Source organism: Streptomyces sp. 17_S59 (genome assembly GCF_056930295.1).
The window spans coordinates 499,233-520,475 of sequence record NZ_JBXOWD010000001.1 but is presented as its reverse complement, the minus strand read 5'-3'; the positions used below and the strand labels follow the sequence as shown (position 1 = coordinate 520,475).

At 70.9% G+C, this 21,243-nt stretch carries 17 protein-coding genes and 3 pseudogenes; 11 read left to right on the top strand and 9 right to left on the bottom strand.

Annotated features, from left to right (window positions below; all coding sequences use genetic code 11):
* Window positions 1–32: 32 nt before the first annotated feature.
* Together AC1Z4A_RS02155 and AC1Z4A_RS02150 are read left to right on the top strand one after the other, a co-directional pair.
* Entirely contained in the window at window positions 33–1,088 is a 1,056-nt protein-coding gene (locus AC1Z4A_RS02155) for a serine hydrolase domain-containing protein (protein WP_483676101.1), read from the top strand.
* Window positions 1,089–1,211: 123 nt separating this feature from the next.
* A complete protein-coding gene (locus AC1Z4A_RS02150) occupies window positions 1,212–2,069 on the top strand; it encodes an AfsR/SARP family transcriptional regulator (RefSeq protein ID WP_483676100.1) in 858 nt (285 codons plus the stop codon).
* A gap of 98 nt (window positions 2,070–2,167) precedes the next feature.
* Here the strand turns inward: AC1Z4A_RS02150 and AC1Z4A_RS02145 are convergent, their stop codons facing one another.
* From AC1Z4A_RS02145 to AC1Z4A_RS02135, 3 genes are all read right to left on the bottom strand, one after another.
* Window positions 2,168–2,926, bottom strand: coding sequence for a thioesterase II family protein (locus tag AC1Z4A_RS02145; RefSeq protein WP_483676099.1), 759 nt, complete (start codon window positions 2,924–2,926; stop codon window positions 2,168–2,170).
* 233 nt (window positions 2,927–3,159) lie between these two features.
* Window positions 3,160–5,712 (bottom strand): ABC transporter permease, encoded by a 2,553-nt coding sequence (locus tag AC1Z4A_RS02140; protein ID WP_483676098.1) that lies wholly within the window; start codon window positions 5,710–5,712, stop codon window positions 3,160–3,162.
* Window positions 5,712–6,515, bottom strand: a complete 804-nt coding sequence (locus tag AC1Z4A_RS02135; RefSeq protein WP_483676097.1) for an ABC transporter ATP-binding protein — start codon at window positions 6,513–6,515, stop codon at window positions 5,712–5,714. The genes AC1Z4A_RS02140 and AC1Z4A_RS02135 overlap by 1 nt, the downstream gene beginning before the upstream one ends.
* Window positions 6,516–6,780: 265 nt before the next feature.
* On the opposite strand from AC1Z4A_RS02135, the gene AC1Z4A_RS02130 reads away from it, so the two are divergent.
* The 4 genes from AC1Z4A_RS02130 to AC1Z4A_RS02115 all read left to right on the top strand — a co-directional run bounded on the left by AC1Z4A_RS02130 (window position 6,781) and on the right by AC1Z4A_RS02115 (window position 10,920).
* Complete coding sequence (locus tag AC1Z4A_RS02130) at window positions 6,781–8,067, top strand: sensor histidine kinase (RefSeq protein ID WP_483676096.1); 1,287 nt, start codon at window positions 6,781–6,783, stop codon at window positions 8,065–8,067.
* Complete coding sequence (locus AC1Z4A_RS02125) at window positions 8,055–8,702, top strand: LuxR C-terminal-related transcriptional regulator (protein WP_483676095.1); 648 nt, start codon at window positions 8,055–8,057, stop codon at window positions 8,700–8,702. The genes AC1Z4A_RS02130 and AC1Z4A_RS02125 overlap by 13 nt, the downstream gene beginning before the upstream one ends.
* Before the next feature lie 44 nt (window positions 8,703–8,746).
* The gene (locus tag AC1Z4A_RS02120) at window positions 8,747–10,396 is read left to right on the top strand and encodes an MFS transporter (protein WP_483676094.1); all 1,650 of its coding nucleotides are present in this window, start codon (window positions 8,747–8,749) and stop codon (window positions 10,394–10,396) included.
* Between the two features lie 293 nt (window positions 10,397–10,689).
* Entirely contained in the window at window positions 10,690–10,920 is a 231-nt protein-coding gene (locus AC1Z4A_RS02115; protein ID WP_483676093.1) for a hypothetical protein, read from the top strand.
* A gap of 194 nt (window positions 10,921–11,114) precedes the next feature.
* On the opposite strand, the gene AC1Z4A_RS02110 is transcribed toward AC1Z4A_RS02115, so the two are convergent.
* The gene (locus tag AC1Z4A_RS02110; RefSeq protein WP_483676092.1) at window positions 11,115–11,798 is read right to left on the bottom strand and encodes a response regulator; all 684 of its coding nucleotides are present in this window, start codon (window positions 11,796–11,798) and stop codon (window positions 11,115–11,117) included.
* Window positions 11,795–12,994: a sensor histidine kinase gene (locus AC1Z4A_RS02105; RefSeq protein ID WP_483676091.1), complete on the bottom strand. Its 1,200-nt coding sequence runs from the start codon at window positions 12,992–12,994 to the stop codon at window positions 11,795–11,797. Before AC1Z4A_RS02105 ends, AC1Z4A_RS02110 begins: the two co-directional genes overlap by 4 nt.
* Before the next feature lie 147 nt (window positions 12,995–13,141).
* Between AC1Z4A_RS02105 and AC1Z4A_RS02100 the strand changes: the two genes are divergently transcribed.
* From AC1Z4A_RS02100 to AC1Z4A_RS02090, 3 genes and pseudogenes are all read left to right on the top strand, one after another.
* Window positions 13,142–13,885: an ABC transporter ATP-binding protein gene (locus tag AC1Z4A_RS02100; RefSeq protein WP_483683480.1), complete on the top strand. Its 744-nt coding sequence runs from the start codon at window positions 13,142–13,144 to the stop codon at window positions 13,883–13,885.
* A gap of 145 nt (window positions 13,886–14,030) precedes the next feature.
* Window positions 14,031–16,379, top strand: a complete 2,349-nt coding sequence (locus AC1Z4A_RS02095) for an ABC transporter permease (protein ID WP_483676090.1) — start codon at window positions 14,031–14,033, stop codon at window positions 16,377–16,379.
* 176 nt (window positions 16,380–16,555) lie between these two features.
* Window positions 16,556–16,654, top strand: a pseudogene (locus AC1Z4A_RS02090) (serine dehydratase beta chain); the annotation flags it as partial.
* Between the two features lie 88 nt (window positions 16,655–16,742).
* On the opposite strand, the pseudogene AC1Z4A_RS02085 reads toward AC1Z4A_RS02090, so the two are convergent.
* Both AC1Z4A_RS02085 and AC1Z4A_RS02080 read right to left on the bottom strand, forming a co-directional pair.
* A pseudogene (locus AC1Z4A_RS02085) lies at window positions 16,743–17,746 on the bottom strand (IS5 family transposase).
* Window positions 17,747–17,890: 144 nt separating this feature from the next.
* A complete protein-coding gene (locus AC1Z4A_RS02080) occupies window positions 17,891–18,862 on the bottom strand; it encodes a LysR family transcriptional regulator (protein ID WP_483676089.1) in 972 nt (323 codons plus the stop codon).
* Between the two features lie 109 nt (window positions 18,863–18,971).
* Between AC1Z4A_RS02080 and AC1Z4A_RS02075 the strand changes: the two genes are divergently transcribed.
* Window positions 18,972–19,595 (top strand): LysE family translocator, encoded by a 624-nt coding sequence (locus AC1Z4A_RS02075; RefSeq protein ID WP_483676088.1) that lies wholly within the window; start codon window positions 18,972–18,974, stop codon window positions 19,593–19,595.
* A gap of 177 nt (window positions 19,596–19,772) precedes the next feature.
* Window positions 19,773–20,561 (top strand): alpha/beta fold hydrolase, encoded by a 789-nt coding sequence (locus tag AC1Z4A_RS02070; RefSeq protein ID WP_483676087.1) that lies wholly within the window; start codon window positions 19,773–19,775, stop codon window positions 20,559–20,561.
* Between the two features lie 132 nt (window positions 20,562–20,693).
* Here the strand turns inward: AC1Z4A_RS02070 and AC1Z4A_RS02065 are convergent, their stop codons facing one another.
* Together AC1Z4A_RS02065 and AC1Z4A_RS02060 are read right to left on the bottom strand one after the other, a co-directional pair.
* Window positions 20,694–20,891 carry a hypothetical protein gene (locus tag AC1Z4A_RS02065; RefSeq protein ID WP_483683794.1) on the bottom strand — a complete coding sequence of 66 codons (198 nt, stop codon included), beginning with the start codon at window positions 20,889–20,891 and terminating at the stop codon, window positions 20,694–20,696.
* A gap of 62 nt (window positions 20,892–20,953) precedes the next feature.
* A pseudogene (locus AC1Z4A_RS02060) lies at window positions 20,954–21,178 on the bottom strand (transposase); the annotation flags it as partial.
* Between the last annotated feature and the right edge of the window lie 65 nt (window positions 21,179–21,243).

The window sequence follows — 21,243 nt, the reverse complement described above, 5'->3', positions numbered from 1 at the left end:
ACGAACGGGAACAGAGTCCGGAGGAGGCGGGGATGGACCCCGCGATCCTCAAACGGCTGACCGATGTGGTGCAGGCGAGGGGCGGCGCGGCGCAGCTGTGCGTCCTGCGGCGGGGATCCGTGGTCCTGAACCGCTCGTTCGGCTGCTCGCCCGACTCCCTCTTCCTCGCCTACGCGGCCACCAAGCCCTTCGCCGCCCTGGCCGTGCACGCGCTCGCCGAGCAGGGCCGGGTCGGGCTGGACAAGCCGGTGGCCGAGTACTGGCCGGAGTTCGGCCGGCAGGGCAAGGGCGGGGTGACGGTGCGTCATGTCCTGCAGCACCGGGCCGGGGTGCCGGTGGGCCGGGGCCTGGTGCGGACGATGCGCACCGCCACCGACTGGGAGCGCTCGGTGCGCGACCTCGAGCAGGCCAAGCCCCGGTGGCCGGGCGGCAAGGTCGCGGCCTACCACTTCATGAGCTTCGGCTTCATTCTCGGCGAAATCGTGCAGCGGGTGACGGGACAGTCGTTCCGCTCCTTTGTGACCTCCGAGTTCTTCACCCCGCTGGGGCTCAACGATTTGCACATGGGACTGCCCGACAGTGCCTGGCGCCGGCATGTGCCGTCGCGCGCCGACCATCCGTCGGAATGGCCCAACCAATGGATGAGCAACCGTCGCGGATACCGCCAGGCCGTCATTCCGTCGGCCGGGCTCTCCGGCACCGCCGCACAACTGGCCCGTTTTTACCAGATGCTTTTGGAGGGCGGTTCACTCGACGGAGTCCGCATCCTTCGGCCCGAAAGCGTGGCAGAGGCCAGAAAACCGTCCAATGACGGCGGAACCGATGCGTCCCTCAAGCGTCCGGTCCGCTGGTCCCACGGTTTCATGCTGGGCGGGCCGAGCCCGGATCCGCAGGACCTGTCCAATGTGCTGGGCGGGACGAGCGACGCGAGCGCCTTCGGACACGCGGGCACCACGTCCAGCGTCGTCTGGGCGGACCCCACCCGCGAGCTGGTGTTCGCCTATCTGTCCAGCGTCCAGCCCCAGTTCGGGGCGGGCATCGGACGGCTCCGCGAGGTCAGCGATCTCGTGCTCCACGCCTGCAAGTGATCTCCCGCACACCGGGCGACGGGATTCCGGCAGCCGCTTGATCATGACGGATGCCGGTGGAAGCATGGTTTTCCGCCGTGGATTTCGGCCGCGTCGGACGCGGATGACCCAGGGGGAGGGCCGGTGCTGAAATCACCCGGAGGGGCGGAATGCGTAAAGCTGCACTCTCCGCCTCAGGTGGGAATACTCGGCCCCTTGGAGGTCCGGTCCACCAGAAGCGCCGGAACGGGCGTGTCGGTCAACGGCATTCGCGTTCGCACTTTGCTTGCCGCGTTGACTGTGCAGGTGGGGCAGGCCATGTCGACCGAGCGCATCCTCAAGGAGGTCTGGGCCGACAACCCGCCCGCCACCGACCGCAAGGCGGTGGCCGTGGCCGTCCTGCGGCTCCGGCGGGCACTGGGCGACCCGGAGGGCCGGTGGCTGCTCACCCGTCCCTCCGGATACGTCCTGGACATCCCCCCGGACCACCTCGACGCCGTCCGCGCCGAGCGCCTGGTCCGGGAGGGAAAGGCGGCCCTGGCCGCGGGTGAGCCGCGCGTCGCCTCCCGGTACCTCACGCGCGCGCTCGCCCAGTGGCGCGGAGAGCCCTACGCGGACGCCAACGCCACCCCGGCCGTCGCCCACCGCATCACCGAACTGGAGGGCCTCAAGTCCGAGGCCGTCCAGGCCCGCATCGACGCCGACCTCGAACTGGGCCGTCACCAGGAGCTGATCGGGGAGCTGCGCTCGCTGACGGCGGCGAACCCCCTGCGCGAGCCGCACTGGCTCCAGCTGATGCTCGCCCTCTACCGGTCCGGCAAGCAGGCCGAGGCGCTGGCCGCCTACATGGAGCTGCGCCGGACGCTCGCGGAGACCCTGGGCATCGACCCGAGCCGGCAGCTCCAGGAACTGCACCTGCGGATCCTGCGGGCCGACAGCGGGCTGCTGACCCGGTCCGTGACCGCGGAGCCGGGACAGCTCCTGCTGGCCCGGCAGCCCTGAGCGCTCCGCTGGAAGTGCCGCGACGGGTCGTCGATCGGCTGCGGCGCCGCCGTGGCTGGTCGCGCAGTTCCCCGCGCCCCTTCGGGGCGCTGCCCGACTCAGCCCGTCAGGGACGCGATGTGTTCCCGGATGGCCCCCGTCACCTCCGCGGCCCGGGAGTTGAGGTAGAAGTGCCCGCCCGGGAACGTCTTCAGCTCGAAGGCCGCGGAGGTGCGCTCCGCCCAGTCGCGGGTCTCCTCGAGGGTGGCCATGGGGTCGCCGTCCCCCAGCAGCGCCAGCACCGGGCAGGGGAGCGGCGGGCCGGGCCGGTAGCGGTAGGTCTCGACGGCCTCGTAGTCGGCGCGGATCACCGGCAGGAACAGGTCCCGCAGCTCCGGGTCGTCCAGCAGCCGGAAGTCCGTGCCGCCCAGCCGCTGCATCTCGGCCATGATCCCCGCGTCGTCGCGCTGGTGCACGTTCTCCTGCCGGACCCTCGTCGGCGCGCGCCGGCCGGAGACGACCAGCGACAGCGGGGCATGCCCCTCGGACACCAGCCGCCTGGCCACCTCGAACGCCACCATGGCGCCCATGCTGTGCCCGAACAGCACCAGCGGCCGGTCGGCCCACGGCAGCAGCGCGTCGGCCGCGTGCCGCGCCACCTCCTCGATGCTGCGCAGCACGGGCTCGTGCCGGCGCGCCTGGCGGCCGGGGTACTGGACCGCCAGCACCTCGATGCCGGGCGTCAGGGCCGTGGAGACGCCGTGGAAGTAGCTCGCCGCGCCGCCCGCGTGCGGAAAACAGACGAGCCGGGTCTTGGCGTCGGGAGCGGGGTGGAAGCGCTGTATCCATTCGCCGCTCTGCTGAAGGCTGCTGCTCAACTCGGTGACCCCTTGCGCCGTGTGCCGTCTGCCGGTGCAGCGTCTCACCGGTGCCGCGGGTGTTCCAACCCCTATGCGCCCCGGTCCACGGGGGTTTAGGGGTTCGGGACAAAGGAAGGGCCTCACCGTCGGGGGACGGTGAGGCCCTTCCAGCCGGCCAGTCCTACGGGGGATGAACTTCCGGCTCCTCGGGGTGGTCCAGGGATGGTCCAGGGGTGGTGCGGTCGGCCCGGTCAGGGCGCCGCGGTCGCGGCCTCCACGGGCCGGAACCGCGTGGCCCGCCAGGTCGGCAGCAGCGTCGCCGCGAAGGTGACGGCCGCCGCTCCGGCCACGATCACCAGATAGATCCACAGCGGCACATCGGGCACCAGCCGGTCCAGCTTGGCCACGCTGTAGGGGAAGAACGTGACGGCGGAGGCCACCGTGCCCAGGAGGATCCCGACCACCGAAGTGAGCACGCTCTCCAGGCACATCATCGTCATCACCTGCCGCCGGGTGAACCCCGTGAGCTGCTGGAGCCCGAACTCCCTGCGCCGCCGCCCGGTTGCCGCGATCAGGCTGTTCACCACGGAGATCGCGGTGTAGCCGACGATCATGCCCACCACCAGGTAGTTGATCGTTGCCAGGTTCTGCTGCCCGGCGGTGCGCTCGGCGGTCAGCGCGCTGCTGTCGGAGACCCGCACGCCGGGCCGGTCCCCGACCGCCTCGGTCAGGGCCGCCGTGACCGCGGCGGCGTCGGCACCGTCGGCCCGGCGCACCAGGATCTGGCTCGCCGCCCCGTCGGTGGTGTGCGCCGCCAGCAGCCGGGCGGGCAGCAGCAGCGCGGTGGACTCGCCGTCCGTGCTGTACGTGGCCACCACCTTCACCGCGACCCGTGTGCCGTCGCCCAGCCGCAGGGTGACGGTGTCCCCGACGCCCCGCCCCAGGGCCCGGGCGCGCTCGGTGGGCAGGGCGACGCTGTTGCCGCCGAGGTCCGCCAGGCTGCCGGAGGCCACCTTCACCGAGAGGTTCTTGTCGCTGCCGACGCCCTGCAGCGGCCAGCCGTCGCCGCTCTGGTCGGGGTCCTTCGGGCTGTCGACGAAGCCGGTGCTGGCGACGTACGCGGAGGCCGCGGCGACGCCGGGCACCTGCCGCACCCGCTCCGGCAGCCCGTCGTCCAGGCCGCCGACGGAGGAGGTCAGCACGTTGTCGGCGCGCAGGATGCCGGTGTGCGCCTTGCGGTTGGAGGCGTCCTCGATCTGCTGCATGTAGAGGGTTCCGGTGGCGATGCCGGTCAGCAGGACGACGGGCGTGATCGTGGCGGCCATCCGGACCCGGTGCGCCTTGGCGTTGAGCACCGCCAGCCTGCCCGGCAGCCCGGAGACCGCGTGCAGCGGGCCCTGGAGCAGCAGCACGACGGCCCTGGTGAAGCCGGGCGCGAGCAGGGCCAGGCCGATGGCCCACATGATGCAGGCCGGTCCGGCGGTGCTCGCCGTCAGGTCGCCGGACATCATGGTCATGGTCATCACGGCCATGCCCGCACCGCCCACCAGGAAGACCGCGGAGAGGATCACCCGGCCCCGGGTCAGCCAGCGGCCCTCCACGGCGCTGGCGGCCATGGCGTCGGTGGCGCTGGTCCGGGCGACCTTGCGGGCGGTGAGGTACGCGGCGCCGACGGCGGCCAGCAGCGAGGCGCCCACCGCGACCAGGGCCGGGACGAGGCCGAGCCGGAACTCCACGGCCCCGGAGATCATTCCGGCGTCCACGAGTTTGTCGTACAGCAGCTCGCCGAGCGCCGCGCCGGGCAGTGTGCCGAGCACGGCGGCGAGCACCGCGACCACCAGCGTCTCGCCCAGGATCATCCGGCGCAGCTGCCCCGGGGTGGTGCCGATCGCCTTCATCAGGGCCATTTCACGGTGGCGTTGGGCGACGGTGAGGCCGAGCGTGGACGCGGCCCCGAACATCGCCACCATGACCGCCCAGCCGCCGAAGATCGCAGACAGTGTGATCAGGCTCTTCTTGGTGCCCGCGGCCTGCGGGAACTCCGCCAGCCCCCGGTCGTCCCCGGTCAGCGTGACGGCGGCCGTGCCGTCCAGCGCCTGCCGGACCCGGCCGGCGAGTTCGCCGGCGTCGACGCCCTTCCGGGGCAGCACGCCCACGGCGTCCACCGTGCCGGGGTGCCCGGCCAGCTGCCGCGCCTGCTCGTCGGTGAAGAACACCGCGGGCCGGTCGGCCTCCCGGCCCCCCGCCTGGCGGACGATCCCGGACAGCCGGAACTGCTGCGGCTCGCCGCCGACCACCACCTGCACCCGGTCCCCGACCTTCGCACCGGCCTCGGCGGCCAGCCCGGAGTCCAGGACCACCTGCCCGGCAGCGCCCGGCCGGCTGCCGGAGACGAGCCGGTACGGGGCGAGTTGCGCGGACTGCCAGCCGTGGCCGTAGGAGCGGTGCTCGGACTTGGTGCCCGCGTCACCCGGGTCGGTCACCGGGCGCCCGTCGCGCACGACGGTGGCGGGGAAGGACACATCGGGAACGGCCTCGGCGACGCCGGGGACCGCGGCGACGGAGCGCACCTGCGCCCCGTCCAGCCGGACCCGCTCGGCGAGTTCGGAGGAGCCGTGCTTCTGGCTGCCAGCCACCACGACGGGCGCGGCGGCCAGCCGCTGCGGCGGCACGGCGTTGCTCACACCGGTCTCCATCAGCCCGCCGCAGGCCATGATCAGGGCCGCGCCGAAGAACATGGCGACGAACGTGGCCACGAATCCGCCCTTGCGGAACCGCAGCGTGCGCAGAGCGAGGGACAGCATCAGAACGTGCCCCCAGCCGTGCGCTGAACCTGCGGGGTGCGGGCCGGGCGCGCCTCGTCCGCCCAGGCGCCCAGGTGCGTCATCCGCTCGGCGACGACCTCGGGCGTGGGGTTGTAGAGGTCGCCCACGAACCGGCCGTCGGCCAGGAAGACCACCCGGTCCGCGTACGAGGCCGCCACCGGGTCGTGGGTGACCATCACGATCGTCTGCCCCAGCTCCCGCACCGACTCCCGCATCAGCTGCAGCACTTCGCGGGCGGTGCGGGTGTCCAGCGCGCCCGTGGGCTCGTCGGCGAAGACCACCGCGGGCTGGGTGACCAGGGCACGGGCGATGGCCACCCGCTGCTGCTGGCCGCCGGACAGCTCGGCCGGGCGGTGGCGCGTGCGCTCGCCGAGCCCGACCCGGTCGACGACCTCCGTCACCCGGGCCCGGTTGGGGCGGCGCCCGGCCAGCTTCAGCGGCAGCGTGATGTTCTGCATCACGGTGAGCGCCGGCAGCAGGTTGAACGCCTGGAAGATGAAGCCGATGCGCTCGCGCCGCAGCTTGGTCAGCGCGGTCTCGTCGTAGCCGCCGAGGTCCTCGCCGTCCAGCAGGACCGTGCCCGAGGTCGGCCGGTCGAGCCCCGCCGCGCACTGCAGGAGGGTGCTCTTCCCCGAGCCCGACGGGCCCATCACGGCGGTGAAGCTGCCCCGCCGGAAGCCCAGCGTGACGCCGTCGAGCGCGGTCACGCAGTTGCCGTCCCTGCCGTAGACCTTGCGAACCGCGTTGAGCCGTACCGTGTCGTCGACTGCGGTGGTGTCCATGTCCAAGCTCCCTGTACCCGTCGCGTTGAGGGGACGCGATCACGTCATCCACGCTAGGGAGCGGAGGGTGCACCGGCACAGGGAGATACGACCCCGAAGGGGGTGGGCAAAACTCCACCTTCGGCTCTGGGGCATTCCCCACTGCTTCGCCCGCAGTTCACGCGCGATCCTTGAGGAACCGCGACGCTGCGCCCGGCGGCCCGTCCTGCATGATGGGTCCGTCCGGAGGAACGCGCTTCCGGATGACGCAGGAGGTCGGAGCAAGGTGGGCAACGCAGGGGCGGGACGCTTACGGGGGTCACCCGGGCATGCGGAGCGGCTGCGCGCGTGCGGCCGCGGCCTGCTGATCGCCGTGCTCGCCCAGCTCGGCAGCCTCGTCCTGTTCATCACTGCCGTCCTCGCCGTCGCCGCCGTGCCGTTGGGCGTGGGCCTGTTCGCCTTGCCGGTCGTGATGATCGCGGTCCGCGGACTGGCCGACTACCAGCGGCGGGTGGCCGGTTCCTGGTCCGGCGTGACCATCGACGGGCCCTACCGCACCGGCAAGGACACCGAGGCGCACGAGGCCGTCGGCTCCTGGGCGCACTGCCGCCGACTGCTCGCCGACCCCGCCACCTGGCGCGACCTGCTGTGGATGCTGCTGGACGCGCCGACCGGACTGGTCCTGGGCCTGCTGCCCGCCTCCCTGGTCGCCTACGGGCTCAACGGCATCCTCGTCACCCCCCTGCTGTGGGAACGCATGGGCCCCCACTGGGGATTCGGCGTGATCTGGCCCATCGGGAACCAGACCGAAGCGTGCCTCGCCATCCCCCAGGGCGCCCTGCTCGTGGCGCTGGGCCTGCTCGCCGGACCGCTGCTGCTCCGCCTGCATGCCCGCTTCGCCCGCCTGCTGCTCGCCCCCACCCGCAACGCCCGGCTCGCCCTGCGCGTGGAGCGGCTGACCGAGACCCGCTCGGAGACCGTGGACGCCCAGGCCGCCGAACTCCGGCGCATCGAGCGCGACCTGCACGACGGGGCACAGGCCCGCCTGGTGTCCCTGGGCATGAGCCTGGGCCTGGCCGACACCCTCGTCGAGAGCAACCCCGCCATGGTCCGCAAACTCCTCGCCCAGGCCATGGAGTCCAGCAGCGCGGCCCTCGCCGAACTCCGCGACCTGGTGCGCGGCATCCACCCGCCCGTCCTCGCCGAACGCGGACTGGAGGGCGCGGTACGGGCCCTGGTCGTGTCCCTGGCCCTCCCGGTCGAGGTGGACATCGCCCTGCCCTCCCGGCCCCATCCGCCCGTCGAGTCCGCCGCCTACTTCGCCATCGCCGAAGCACTGGCCAACGTCACCAAGCACAGCGGCGCCGACCGCGCCTGGGTGCGGCTGTCCCACTCCGAGGGCCGTCTGCACATGCAGGTCGGCGACAACGGGCGCGGCGGCGCCGATCCCGAGGGCGGCAGCGGCCTGCGCGGCCTGCAACGCAGGCTCGCCGCATTCGACGGAGCGCTGGACATCAGCAGCCCGGTGGGCGGACCCACCCTCTTGACCATGGAGTTGCCGTGCGTGTTGTGATCGCCGAGGACCTGGCCCTGCTGCGGGAGGGCATGGTGCAGCTGCTCACGGCCCACGACTTCGAAGTGGTCGAGGCGGTGGACAACGGCCCCTCGATGCTGCGCGCCCTGGTCACCCACCGCCCCGACGTCGCCGTGGTCGACGTGCGGCTGCCGCCCACCTTCACCGACGAGGGCCTCCAGGCCGCCATCAAGGCCCGCGAACAGGTGCCGGGGCTGCCCGTGCTCGTCCTCTCCCAGCACGTCGAACAGCTCTACGCCCGCGAGTTGCTCTCCGACCACAGCGGGGGAGTGGGCTATCTGCTCAAGGACCGGGTCTTCGACGTCCGCCAGTTCGTCGACATGGTCCGGCAAGTGGCGGCGGGCGGCACGGTCATGGACCCCAAAGTCGTCTCCGAACTGCTGACCAAGCACAACACCGCGACCAGCCCGGTGCACACCCTGACCGAGCGCGAGCGCGAAGTCCTGGCGCTGATGGCCGAAGGACGCTCCAACGCCGCCATCGCCGCCAAGCTCTTCGTCACCGAGAAAGCGGTCAGCAAACACACCAACAACATCTTCAACAAGCTGGGGCTGGCCGCCTCGGGCGACGACAACCGACGGGTCCTCGCGGTGCTCGCCTATCTGAACGCCTGAGGCGACAGGGCCCGAGCGCACCCACCGACAGGAGCCCCCAGACAGTGAGCGACACCGGTACAGCGCAGGGCGGTACAGCGCAGGGCGGGACAGGGGAGCGGGCCGGGCGACGGCAGTGGACCGGCCTCGCCGTCCTCGTCCTCCCCGTCCTGCTGGTCTCCCTGGACATGCAGGTACTGTCCTACGCACTGCCCTTCATCAGCGGACGGCTGGAACCCAGCAGCGCCCAGCTCCTGTGGATCGTCGACATCTACCCCTTCGTCCTCAGCGGGCTCCTGCTGACCATGGGAACCCTGGGCGACCGCATCGGCCGCCGCCGGCTGCTGATGACCGGCGCCCTGCTCTTCGGCCTGGCCTCCGCAGCGGCCTCCTACGCCTCCGACCCGGCCGTGCTGATCGGCACCCGCGCCCTGCTCGGCGTCGGCGGCGCCACCCTGATGCCCTCCACGCTCTCCCTGATCCGCAACATGTTCACCCACGACGGGCAGCGCAGGATCGCCATCGCCGTGTGGACCGCCGCCTTCGCCGCCGGAGCCGTCCTCGGCCCGCTGCTGGGCGGGGTGCTGCTGGAGCACTTCTGGTGGGGCTCGGTCTTCCTGGTCAACCTGCCCGTCATGGCGCTGCTGCTGATCCTCGCACCGCTGGTGCTCCCGGAGTCCAGGGGCGCCGCACCCGAGCGGTTCGACTGGACCGGCTCGGTCCTCTCACTGGCCGCCGTACTGCCCGCCATCTACGGCATCCAGAAGATCGCCGAGGACGGGGCGGGAACGGCCCCCGTCGCCGCCATCGCAGCCGGGCTGGCCATCGGCTGGTACTTCCTCCGGCGCCAGCGCAGGCTGGACGAGCCCATGCTGGACGTCCGGCTGTTCCGCGGCCGCGCCTTCAGCGCCGCCGTGGCCACCAGCGTGCTGGCCGTCTTCTCGCTGGTCGGCTCGGGCCTGTTCACCACCCAGTACCTCCAGATGGTGCTCGGCATGGGCCCGCTGGAGGCCGGGCTGTGGGCACTGCCCGCGGCGGGCGCCGCCCTGGTGAGTTCCGCCCTCGCACCGGTGCTCGTCCGGGCGGTGCACCCGGCGGCCGTGGTGACCTGCGGGCTCGCGGTCGCGGCCGCCGGCTACGGCGTGCTCGCCACCCTCGACGCCGGCTCGGGCGTCGCACTCCTGGTCACCGGGACGGTCGTGATGTCCGCCGGCATCACCCTGACCATGACCACCACCTCGGACCTGGTCATCGCGACCGCCCCGGCCGACCGCGCGGGCGCGGTCTCCGGACTGTCCCAGACCGCCACGGAGTTCGGCGGCGCCCTGGGCATCGCCGTACTGGGCAGCATCGGCACCGCCGTGTACCGCCACGACATCGCCCGCAGCGCTCCCTCCGGCCTGCCCCAGCACGCGCTGGACACCGCCCGGGACACGCTCGGCGGCGCCGTGGAGGCCACCGGTCAACTGCCGCCGCACCAGGGGGACGCACTCCTCTCCGCCGCCCGGGACGCCTTCGCCCACGGGCTGCGCACCGCCTCCTGGACCACGGCCGGGCTCCTGGCGGTCATGGCGGTCACCGCGGCCGCCCTGCTGCGGAAGGTGCCGGTGACGAGCACGGCCCCGGAGGGGCAGCCCTCCGACGAGCGCGAACCGGAGCCGGAGAGCCGGGCCATCGCAGTGCCCGCGAACGAACCTCCGGAGGCGCTGACGTGACTGACACCCCGTACGTCACGACTCCGCCGTTACTGATCGCTACCTCGCCCGCGCCCTCGGCCTGCCCCTGAAAGAGCTGAAGGACCACCTTCGGCTCAGGGCGTGTCCACGACTTCTCTTGCAGAGGCGGTGCACGACTCCTAGTGCAGCGCCGCGTTGATCCTTCGGGGGTTGCCGGTCAGCTGGCGGGGGCGCCGAGGTAGAGGCCGACGGCGCAGTCGAGGGCGTCTTCGGGGCTTCCGAAGGACAGGCCCGTGGGCAGGATGTTGTCCTCGTAGCGTTCGTTGCTGTAGGTGAAGTGGCTGGTCAGCGTGCTGGTGTGGCAGGGTTCGTGGGTACTCGTGCTGGTCGTGGACGGGTGTCTGTGGGGTAGATCGTTCGCCGGGGTGGTTCCGCCGCCGGAGGCCCGGGTGGGCGGCCGGTCGGTGCTGCTGATCCCGGCCCGTGTCGGCGGTGCCGGCCCCGACGCGCTCCGGCCGGGCTACGAGCGCATCGGCCGGTCCACGCCAGTGAAGCAGCGATGAAGCACGTACAAGGCGCTGACGTTGCCAAAGGTTTTTCCTTGGTCCGATCCTCCTCGACCGCGGAAGCGGGCTACGACGCTCTCGGTCTTCTGCCCGAGGTGACCTCCGGCAGAGGCCCGGGTGCAGGTGGGTGAGCTGGCGCATCTGGCGAACGCGGCGAACTCGTGGTCGGCGATCGTTCTTCTCGTCCTGCCCTACCGTCTACGCGGCACGAGTCCGGTGTCGAAGGCGATGATCGCCAGGTGGACGCGGTCTCGCGCCTCGAGCTTGGCGAACAGACGCGCGACATGGGTCTTCGCCGTCGCCGCGCTGATCACCAACCGCTCGGCTATCTCACCGTTCGACAGTCCCTGTCCGACCAGTGCCAGTACCTCGCGCTCCCGGTCGGTGATCCGCGCGATGAGAGGTGAGTCCGCGGCGGGCTCGGCGTCCGGTTCGGGGGCCGCGGGGCCGGACGTTCCGGCGAAGTCCGCGATCAGCCGTCGGGTCACGCTCGGCGCGATCAGCGCGTCGCCGGCCGCTACCACGCGGATCGCGTCCAGGATCGCGTCCAGGGCCATGCTCTTGAGCAGGAATCCGCTGGCCCCGGCGCGGAGTGCGCCGTAGACGTACTCGTCGTCGTCGAAGGTCGTCAGCACCAGCACCTTGGGCGGGTCCGGCTCGGCGGTCGCCTGCCGGGTCGCCTCGATCCCGTCCATGCCCGGCATCCGGATGTCCATCACCACGACGTCCGGCCGCAGCTCACGCACCAGGCGTACCGCCTCGCGGCCGTCGCCGGCCTCGCCGACCACCTCCAGGTCGTCGGTGTTGCCGATCAGGATGGCGAGCCCGACCAGCATCAGGGGTTGGTCGTCGGCCAGCAGCACTCGCACGCTCATGCCGGGAGGCTCGCCGTCACCCGGAATCCGCCCTCCGGACGCCGGCCCGCGCTGAACTGGCCGGACAGCAACGTCACTCGCTCGCACATGCCGAGCAGGCCGAAGCCGCTCCCGCCGGCCGCGGAGTGCCTCGGACGGCCCGGCCCGCCGGAACCGTCGTCCCCGTCGTCCACCACCTCGATCCTCACTCCTTCCGGCTCGTAACCGACCGCGACCCGGCACGTCCGCGCCCCGGAATGCCGCACCACGTTGGTCACCGACTCCTGGATGATCCGGAATGCCGACAGCTCGATCTCCGGCGGTAGTGGACGCCGCTCGCCCTGCCAGGTCACGTGGACCCGCACCCCGGCGTCGGCCGTGCGTTCAGCGAGCTGCGGGACGTCGGCCAGGCTGCCGGCCGGCGCCAGCGGAGCGGCCCCCGGCATGGCGTCGTCCGGCTCGGCGCGGCGGAGCGCCCCGAGCATGCGCTGCAGCTCGAGCAGCGTCTGGCGGCTGGTGGACTCGATGCCGGTCAGCGCCTGCCGCGTCTGCTCGGGCTTGGTCTCCACGACCCGCGCCGCCGCTCCCGACAGCACCGTGATGATCCCGATGCTGTGCGCGACGCTGTCGTGCAGTTCGCGGGCGATCCGCAGCCGCTCGGCCATGACGGCGCGGGCCGCCCTCTGTTCGTGCAGGGCTTCGAGGTATTCACGGCGTTTGCGATACACCCCGCCGAAGACCCACGCGACCGCGAACCACAACGCGAGCCCCCCGGTCCACTGGGCCGCGTCGCCGACGGTCTCCCCGGGGTAGCCGTGGATGTCGTTGACGAACGCGGCCGCGACGGCCGCGACGGAGCCGACGGCGGCAGCCTTCGGCCGCCGGGCGGCGAGGTACCCGCCCAAGGCGACGAGCAGGACGAACACGATCAAGGGCCGCGCGCCGAAGGCCTCGCCGAGGACTGATTCGCCCAGGATCACCGCGAAGACGGTCGCCGGCAAACGGCGCACCAGCAGAACCGGAAGGGCGAGCACGACGTACAGACCCAGCATCTGGACGGGCTCGAGGTCGGGGAACCGGAACAGGCCGTCCTCAGGGGTCGGCATCGTCCAGGGGAGCAGCATCGCGTAGAAGCAGGCGGTGGCCGGCACCACGGCCTGTGACATCAGCCAGGTCACGCGCTTCGATGTCGAGAGACGCTGGAGAAGCTCTTCCATACGGAGATCGTATTCAGTGGCGTCGGCTCTGCGCGTCGCCCCGGGGATGTACGCGGGGTACACCGCCGGGCCGACGGCCTGGGGGGAGAGGTGACACCCGCCGGCCGACGCGACGGATCGTGCTCTGTTCGTAGGTTCGTGGACATGATGAATGCGCCGATGATCGACGTCCGCGAGGCGACGAAGAAATACGATGACGGCCCGCCCGCGCTGGCCGGTGTGACCTTGTCCGTGGCGTCCGGTGATTGTGTGGCGATCCTCGGCCATTCCGGCAGTGGGAAGTCCACGCTGCTGAACCTGATTGCCGGTTTGGACAAGCCCTCCAGCGGCAGTGTCACCGTCGACGGCACGCGCGTCGATCAGCTTGGTGAGGCCGGATCGGCGAAGTACCGCCGGGCCTCGATCGGCATGATCTTCCAGTTCTTCAATCTGCTCGACGATCTGACCGTGTTGGACAACGTCATGGTTCCGGCGCAGCTGGCTGGGATGGGCAAGGGTGAGGCGAAGCGCCGGGCCGTCGAGCTGCTCGGCTCGCTGGGTATCGAGCGGCATGTCAGGGCCTATCCGCAGCGGCTGTCTGGTGGCCAGCGGCAACGGGTGGCGGTGGCCAGGGCCCTGATGAACAAGCCGGCGTTGTTGCTGGCTGACGAGCCCACCGGCGCGCTGGACTCGAGCTCGGTCGAGGACGTGCGCCAGCTGCTGCTGGATCTGAACGCCCAGGGCCAGACCATCTTGCTGGTGACCCACGACGTGCAGCTGGCCGCCACCACCGCGCACCGCACCATCGAGTTGGTGGACGGTGCGGTCGCGCGGGACGTCGTCAACAGTGGCAGCGGTGCCGGCCTGGCCGCCCACGCGCGGCTGACCCGTCCGACGGGAGCGGTCGGATGACGCTGCGCAAGCCGCCGATGCCCCGGCGCCTCTTCGAGGCCGGATTCCACGCCATGGCCCGCATGCTGCTGGTGGTGAGCCGGTGAGCGTCCTTGGCAAGGTCGTACGCTCCGGCGTGGGCCGGCGTCGGGTCCAGTCCCTCGTCATGGCTTTGACGACGTTCACCGCGGTGATGTCCTCAGTACTCTCCCTCGGCCTGCTGACCGCCGTGCAGGCCCCGTTCGAGCACGCTTTCAACACCCGGAATGGAGCGCACCTGGCGGTCCAGTTCGACGGTTCGAAGGTCACGGCCGCGCAGGCCACCGCCACCGCGCACGCCGCCGGTGTCACCGAGGCGGCCGGGCCGTACCCGATCGCCGCCGCGTTGGACACGACCGTCGGCACCGACTGCCCCAAGACCAATTGGGCCGGTCACGACAACCATCCGATCACCGTCACCACCCGGCCCGACCTGGGTAGCACCTCCGGGATGGACCAGCTGGTGCTGACCCAGGGGCGCTGGCCGACCAGCCCGGGCGAGATCGCCCTCCCGGCGAACAACTATGCTGACGCCTGCTTCGGCTCTTCGGTGGTGTTTTCTTCCCTGCCGGGCAAGCCGTCGTTCAAGGTTGTCGGCTTCGGCGGCTCGGTGACCAACAGCGCGACCGGCTTCGCCACCGCCGACGGTTTCGCGCGGCTGACCGCTGCCGGGGCCAAAACCGACGAGCAGATGCTTTACCGGTTCGCCAAGGCCGGGACCAACGCCGACATCGCCACCGACAAGCAGGCGGTGGCCGCCGCCGTGCCGGCCGGCGCGGTCGAGGTCGGACAGTCGTATCTGACCGCGGAACAGCAAGCGACCGGCAACGCCAAGGCCTACGTGCCGTTCCTGATCGCCTTCGGGATCCTCGGGCTGGTCCTGTCAGTGCTGATCATCTCGATCGTGGTCAGCGGCGCGGTGGCCTCGGGAATCCGGCGCATCGGGATTCTGAAGTCGTTGGGCTTCGCCCCTTCGCAGGTGGCCCGCGCCTACACCGCGCAGGCCATGATCCCGGCGACACTCGGTGTGGTGCTCGGCACGATATCCGGGAATCTCCTGGCTGCGCCGATCCTGGGCCAGGCCAGCAAGCAGCTCGGCGCGGCCAGTGCCACGATTCCGTTGTGGGTCAGCGCCGTGGTGTCGCTGGGCACCCTGCTCGTCGTCGGCGTCACGGCTTCGATCCCGGCGTTGCGGGCCGGCCGGATGCCGGCGGTGCAGGCTCTGGTGGTCGGCCGCGCCCCGAAGGCCAAGCACGGTCGGACTGCGCAGCGTCTGGCCTCGCGGCTGCCGCTGCCACGGGCCATGTCGCTGGGGTTGGCCCAGCCCTTCGCCCGGCCGGCCCGGGCCGTACTGCTCGGCGCGGCGGTGCTGCTCGGCACGGTCAGCGTCACCTTCGCGGTGGGGTTGGGGACCGCGTTCAGCAAGTACCAGGAAACTACGATCAGCTCGGGCTTCAACGTCGCGTCGAAGCTCGTGATACCCACAGCCGACGTGGGCGTGCCCTGGGGTCGCTACGGCCCCAACGACCCGCGCCACGCGTACCTGGATGTCGCCAAGGTGGCCGCCGCGCTCGCCAAGGTCCCGGGCACGGAGGCCGCGTTCGGCTGGGGCGATAGCGGCGCGACCATGGTCGGCGCGCCGATCGGCGGCGAACCGCCGGTCGTGTACACGGTCAGCGGCGACTTCTCCTGGACGAACATGGAGCTGGTGTCCGGCCGCTGGTACTCGGCGCCCGGCGAGGCCGTGGTCGGCGACAAGCTGGCCTCGGCGGTGGGGATCCACGTCGGTGACAACCTCACCGTGGCGCAGCAGAACAAGCAACTGTCGCTGAAGGTCGTCGGCATCAACTTCGACACCAACGTGGGCGACTATACGGCCATGACGGATGCGGCCACCTTCACCGCCGCAGGACTGACCCCGCACATCGACCAGTTCAACGTCAAGCTGGCCGGCAACGTCAACGGAACGGACTGGTCCACCTCAGCCGCCGCCGCGCTGACCCCGCTGAACGCCTCAGTCCAGCCGCACTCGGACGGGGGCAAGAACATCGTGATGATCATCATGGGCACCCTGGTGGCGATATTCACGCTGATGTTGACCGCGGTCGCCGCGCTCGGGGTGCTGAGCATGGTTGTGCAGGACACCCGGGAGCGGGTCCACGACATGGGGATCTTCAAGGCCCTCGGGATGACACCCAAACAGACCATCGCGATGGTCCTGACCTCGGTGACACTGACCGGCCTGATCGCCGGACTCATCGGGGTACCGCTCGGGGTCGCGGTGGAGAAGGCGACGCTGACCCCGATGGGGAACGCGATCGGCCGGCACCTGCCGCCGAGCGTGTCCCACGTCTACACCGCCGGGCTGCTCATCCCCCTGCTGGCCGGCGGGATCGTGATCGCCCTGCTCGGCGCACTGCTGCCGGCCAGCTGGGCGGCACGGACCCGGACCGCCACCGCGCTGCGGACCGAGTAGGACCGAGCAGAGCCGCCGGTCGCCGCAGCAAAAGCGTGCTGGGCACTGCACGGCGCGGCAAGAACGCCAATGCCGACCTCCCCCGGTTGACAGCCTCGGGAGGTCGGCATTCCGGCGTTCTTTCCTCAACACAAAGGCGTGAGAGGTACCCAAGCACGGCGGTCGGCGTTTTCGACCTGTTCTCGATCGGCATCGGCCCGTAGAGTTCACACACCGTCGGCCCGATACGCGCGGCCCGGATGTTCGTCAAGCGCCTGGACAACGAGGGCCCGCTGCCCTGCGGCTGTTGGGCACCGAGAAGGGCGCCGAGGCCGAGATCGCCTTCACCGAGGACCACGACCTAGGGGGTGTGTGGTGTTGTGATCACGTGAGTGCTTTCTGCAGGTCGCGGATCCAGATCATCGAGGCGCGCAAGTGCAGGCCAGCGAGGTAGCTCTCGGGCGTCTTGTCGAAGCGGGTGGCGATGCCTCGCCAGTCCTTCAGCTTGTTGATCAGGCGCTCAACGGTGTTGCGTTCCTTGTAGAGGCCGGCGTCGTGACTGACGGGGCGACCGCCTCGGCGGCCCTTCTTCTTCCGGTGGGCAGCCTGGTCCTTCTCTTCCGGGATGACTGTCTTGATGTGCCGTCTTCGCAGGTAGGCGCGGTTGTGGCGGGACGAGTAGGCCTTGTCTGCCGCGACCGCGCCGGGCCGGGTGCGGGGACGGCCGACGGGCCCGCGGACGCGGATCTTGCGCAACACGGGGATGAACTGGGGGCTGTCCGCGGCCTGCCCCACGGTCAGCACGAACGACAGCGGGCGGCACTTGCGGTCCGCAGCGAGGTGGATCTTGCTGGTCAGCCCGCCCCGGGAGCGGCCGAGGAGGGCTTGTTGCAGCCGGACCTTGCGTCGGCGCCGCTGGCGTCGTCGCTCGTCCCGCCCGGCGTCGTCCTGTCCGTCCGGCCCGCTTCGTCCCTCCTGGCTGCCCCTTTTTGCCGGGCCTTCTCCTGCTCCCGCGCGGCTTTCTCCAGGGCCTCCATCACCTCGTCGTCGATCTGCATCCCGGCGGCGTCGTGGTGGGCCCGGGCGGTGGTGGAGTCCACGCTGACCAGCGTCAGGTCCGTGTTGCCCTCGCGGGTGGCCTGCGCGATCAGCGCCTCCAGCAACGCGGTGAAGACGCCGACGTCCCGCCAGGCACGGAAACGGGAGTAGACCGTGGGCCAGGGACCGAATTCCCCGGGCATCTCCCGCCACTGGGCACCGGCTCGGAAGCGCCAGATCACGCCCTCGAACTGGTCACGCAGCCGCTCGGGGTACGGGCCGAACCGGCCGATCGGCAGGTGGTGCTCGATGAATGCCCACTCGTCGTCGCTGAGTTGCCTACGCGTCACGCCCGAGGTTCTACCGGGTTCCGCTCTCGGACGGGGGCAGAACCCGATGATTGATCACAACCCCACACAGCCCCTAGGTCTAATCTGACGCACCGTCAGCATTCAGGCTTTTGTTGATCGGCGATCACAAAGGGAAGCCCATGGTCACCAGCGACGGCCGTCCGATGAGCGTTGCTCTTCTTGCAGGGGAGACTCCCAGGTGGCGGTGATGTCGCGGGCGACATCGCGTAGGAGGTCGATCAGCATGTCTGCGAGTGGTGTGAGGCTGGCGTCGGCTTTGGTCAGGGCGTAGAGCTGGCGGTAGGGCCTGGGGTGGGCCAGTTCGCGATGGGTGGTGCCGGGCGCATGGGTCAGGGCCAGGCGCGATACCAGAGCCACAGCGCTGCCTGTGCCGACGAGGGCCTGGACAACGTCGTAGGACTCGGTCTCGAACCGCACGGTGGGAGTGAAGCCGGCCTCGCGGGCAGCGTCGTGGAACTGTTCGCGGGCGGCGTGGCCGGCCAGGATGGAAACCCACGATTCGTCGCGCAGTTGTTCCAGGTGAAGTTCGCTGTCCGCAGGCTCCCCCGTGGCCAGTGGGTGGTCGTCGGGGAGAACCACGACCATCGGGTCCAGCAGGAGCGGGTGGGCGCGTAGGTGCGGGGGTGGCGCGAGCGGTGTGCCCCAGGACGCGACGATGGCGAGGTCCAGGCGCCCTGCGCTGATCTCGTCCGCTCCGCGTCCGGACACCACGTCTACGACGGAGACGTCGGCGTCCGGATTGCGGTGCCGCAGGGCCGTCAGGGCGGGGGGCAGCAGGTGCAGGGCAGCCGCCTGGAACGTTCCGATCCGCAGCCGTAGGGAGAGGTGACCGAGCAGCGCGGCCAGTTGCGCCTCGGCCTTGTCCGACGCCTCCTTCACGGTTCGACCGTGGGAGGCGAGCAGCGCGCCGGCCGCGGTGAGCGTTGCTCCGCGAGGACCACGGATGACCAGGGGCACCTGCCAGTCGCGCTCGGCCTTGACCACCTGCTGTGTGACCGCCGCGGGCGTGAGCTGGAGGGCGTGAGCCGCCGCCGTCAAGGAGCCGTGCCGCTCGATCAATGCGAGAAGCCGGAGCTGTCCCGGGTCCACCACCATTCACTAATCCTAACGCTGCACCCTTCTTTTTTAACTTCTCTTACAGGTCTGGGAGAGGAAGCCTGGTGGTGCACCCATCGACCGCGATCCCTGGAAGGGTTCTCTCCCCATGCCTACGCATGTGCCCGTTTTCATCGCCACCACCTTGCTGCTGGCGATGCTGCCAGGCGCGAGTCAAGCCCTGTTGATCCGGCAGGTTCTGGAAGGCGGCCAACGCACAGTCCGAGGCACGCTCGCGGGCAACGCCACCGGCTTCCTGCTGTGGTCCACGGCCGCTGCGGCCGGGCTGTCCGCCGTCCTGCTGGCCAGCCCCACCGCGTACGCGGCGCTCCGGATCGCAGGCGGCATCGTGCTGATGATCCTCGGGGTGAAGACGTTACGGACCGCGCTCACCACCGTCTCCACCCGTCCGCCCCGCGAGGGCGGCCGCCGCACCGGCTTCGCGGGCGGATACCTCACCGGCCTGAGCACCAACCTCGGCAACCCGAAGGCCGGCGTGTTCGCCGTCTCGGTGCTGCCCCAGTTCGTGACGGCGAAGGGCCCGGTGTTCCTGTCGACTGTCGCCCTGGGAGCTTTGTGGGCGCTCGTCAGCGCCTCCTGGTACCTGCTGCTCACCTGGGCCGTCGGCCGAGGGCGCGCCTTGGTATCGCGGCCGACCGTCCTGCGGGGGCTCAGTGTGACGACCGGCGTCGTCCTGCTGGGGCTGGGCGCCGCGGTGGCAGCGGGTGTCTGAGGGCCGGGCCGGTAGTTCTTCCGGCAACCGACTACGCGGGCCATCTGCCGGCCTTGTGCACCGGCAGCCATGACGTTGCCCTGCACGGCCGGTGGCGACGAAGCGCACCAAGACGGTCGCCCCGGCTTCACCGCCCACTCAGGCCCGGATAGATCCCACGCGGGAGCGAGGAAGCCGATGACGTACGCGATGACACCGGACGGAACTCTCATCGCCTACCAGCTCCAGGGCCAGGGGACGCCGCTGGTCCTGCTGGCGGGCCAGGCCAACAACCACCACTGGTGGGACGCGATTCGCGCGGACTTCCATCCCGCTCGCAGCACCCTCACGCTCGACTACCGCGGCACCGGCGACAGCGACAAGCCCGACACCCCCTACAGCACCGAACTGTTCGCCCAGGACGTCATTGCCGTCCTCGACGAACTCGGCATCGACCGGGCCGACGTCTACGGCACGTCCATGGGCGGACGGGTGGCCCAGCAGCTCGCGGCCCGCCACCCCCACCGGGTGGGCGCCCTGGTCCTCGGCTGCACCTCACCCGGCGGCCCGCACAGCGTCGAACGCGGGAACGACGTCCGCCAAGCCCTGACGCAACCTCAGCCCGGAGCCGCGCGACAGGCCCTATTGGGGCTGATGTACACCCCCCAATGGCTCGACTCCCATCCCGGCCCGCACTACACCCTCGGCGACCCCGGCATGCCTGCCCACGCCCGGCGCCACCACCTCGCGGCCAGCAACCGGCACAACGCCTGGGACCTCCTGCCGGACATCAACGCCCCCACTCTGGTCCTCCACGGAAGCGACGACCTGCTCAACCCCACCGCCAACGCACACCTGCTCACCGACCGTATCCCCAACGCCCGACTCCATCTGATCCCCGAAGCCCGGCACGCCTACTTCGAGGAGTTCCGCACCCACGCCAGCCCCCTCGTCCTGGACTTCCTCACCACCGCGTACAAGCTGTAGAACAGCGCGGCCGATGGCGACGATGCGCATGATGCCCAAGAACGGCACTGACGGCCGTCACGAAAGCATGGTGAAGCGGTCCCGGGAACAGTTCCCGGGACCGCTTCACCATGGGATTGCGACCGGTGGCCGCTACCCGGCGTCCAGCTCGTTGTCGAGGATGTCGAACAGCGCGTCGGCCGAGGCCGCCTCCAGCGACTCCTGCTGCTCCCCGGCGCCGTCCGGCCGGTATGCGTCCCCCCGCCGCGCGGCCAGCGCCCGCAGCCGCGCCGTGACCCTGGCGTGCTCGGCCTCGTCCCGCGTCCGCGGGGAGCACGGGCGAAGTGCCATGATATTGCCCTTAGTTCACGAACCACCCCCGCGTCCGTGGGGGTGTTCCCATCGGCGTCGAGGCGGCCGTGGTTCAAGGCGGCGTACAGAGAACCGTAGCCGCGCTGGTGCTCGGCAAGCAGCGAGAGCTCCACCGGCGTCCGCGTCGGCCCGTCCGCACACAACAGCGCGTCGGCCAGTTCGAAGAACGCGTCCGCCCGCCTGGACAGGCACCCGTAGAAGGCTGTCCGAAAGCGTGACAGCTCCGCGAACGCATCCCGTCCGCCAGCCGACACCAGCACACTCATCCCACGGCCCTCCCTGTGAACTCCTGCATCTCGTTGCAGAGTTCAGGATCACGAGGAAGACCTCC

Bases quoted from the DNA above. Each gene is read 5' to 3' on its own strand.
- AC1Z4A_RS02155 (WP_483676101.1), top strand. From the start codon at position 33: ATGGACCCCGCGATCCTCAAACGGCTGACCGATGTGGTGCAGGCGAGG.
- AC1Z4A_RS02140 (WP_483676098.1), bottom strand. From the start codon at position 5,712: ATGCTGTCCCTCGCTCTGCGCACGCTGCGGTTCCGCAAGGGCGGATTC.
- AC1Z4A_RS02135 (WP_483676097.1), bottom strand. From the start codon at position 6,515: ATGGACACCACCGCAGTCGACGACACGGTACGGCTCAACGCGGTTCGC.
- AC1Z4A_RS02110 (WP_483676092.1), bottom strand. From the start codon at position 11,798: ATGAGCGTGCGAGTGCTGCTGGCCGACGACCAACCCCTGATGCTGGTC.
- AC1Z4A_RS02105 (WP_483676091.1), bottom strand. From the start codon at position 12,994: ATGGAAGAGCTTCTCCAGCGTCTCTCGACATCGAAGCGCGTGACCTGG.
- AC1Z4A_RS02100 (WP_483683480.1), top strand. From the start codon at position 13,142: ATGAATGCGCCGATGATCGACGTCCGCGAGGCGACGAAGAAATACGAT.
- AC1Z4A_RS02095 (WP_483676090.1), top strand. From the start codon at position 14,031: ATGGCTTTGACGACGTTCACCGCGGTGATGTCCTCAGTACTCTCCCTC.
- AC1Z4A_RS02080 (WP_483676089.1), bottom strand. From the start codon at position 18,862: ATGGTGGTGGACCCGGGACAGCTCCGGCTTCTCGCATTGATCGAGCGG.
- AC1Z4A_RS02075 (WP_483676088.1), top strand. From the start codon at position 18,972: ATGCCTACGCATGTGCCCGTTTTCATCGCCACCACCTTGCTGCTGGCG.
- AC1Z4A_RS02070 (WP_483676087.1), top strand. From the start codon at position 19,773: ATGACGTACGCGATGACACCGGACGGAACTCTCATCGCCTACCAGCTC.
- AC1Z4A_RS02065 (WP_483683794.1), bottom strand. From the start codon at position 20,891: ATGGCACTTCGCCCGTGCTCCCCGCGGACGCGGGACGAGGCCGAGCAC.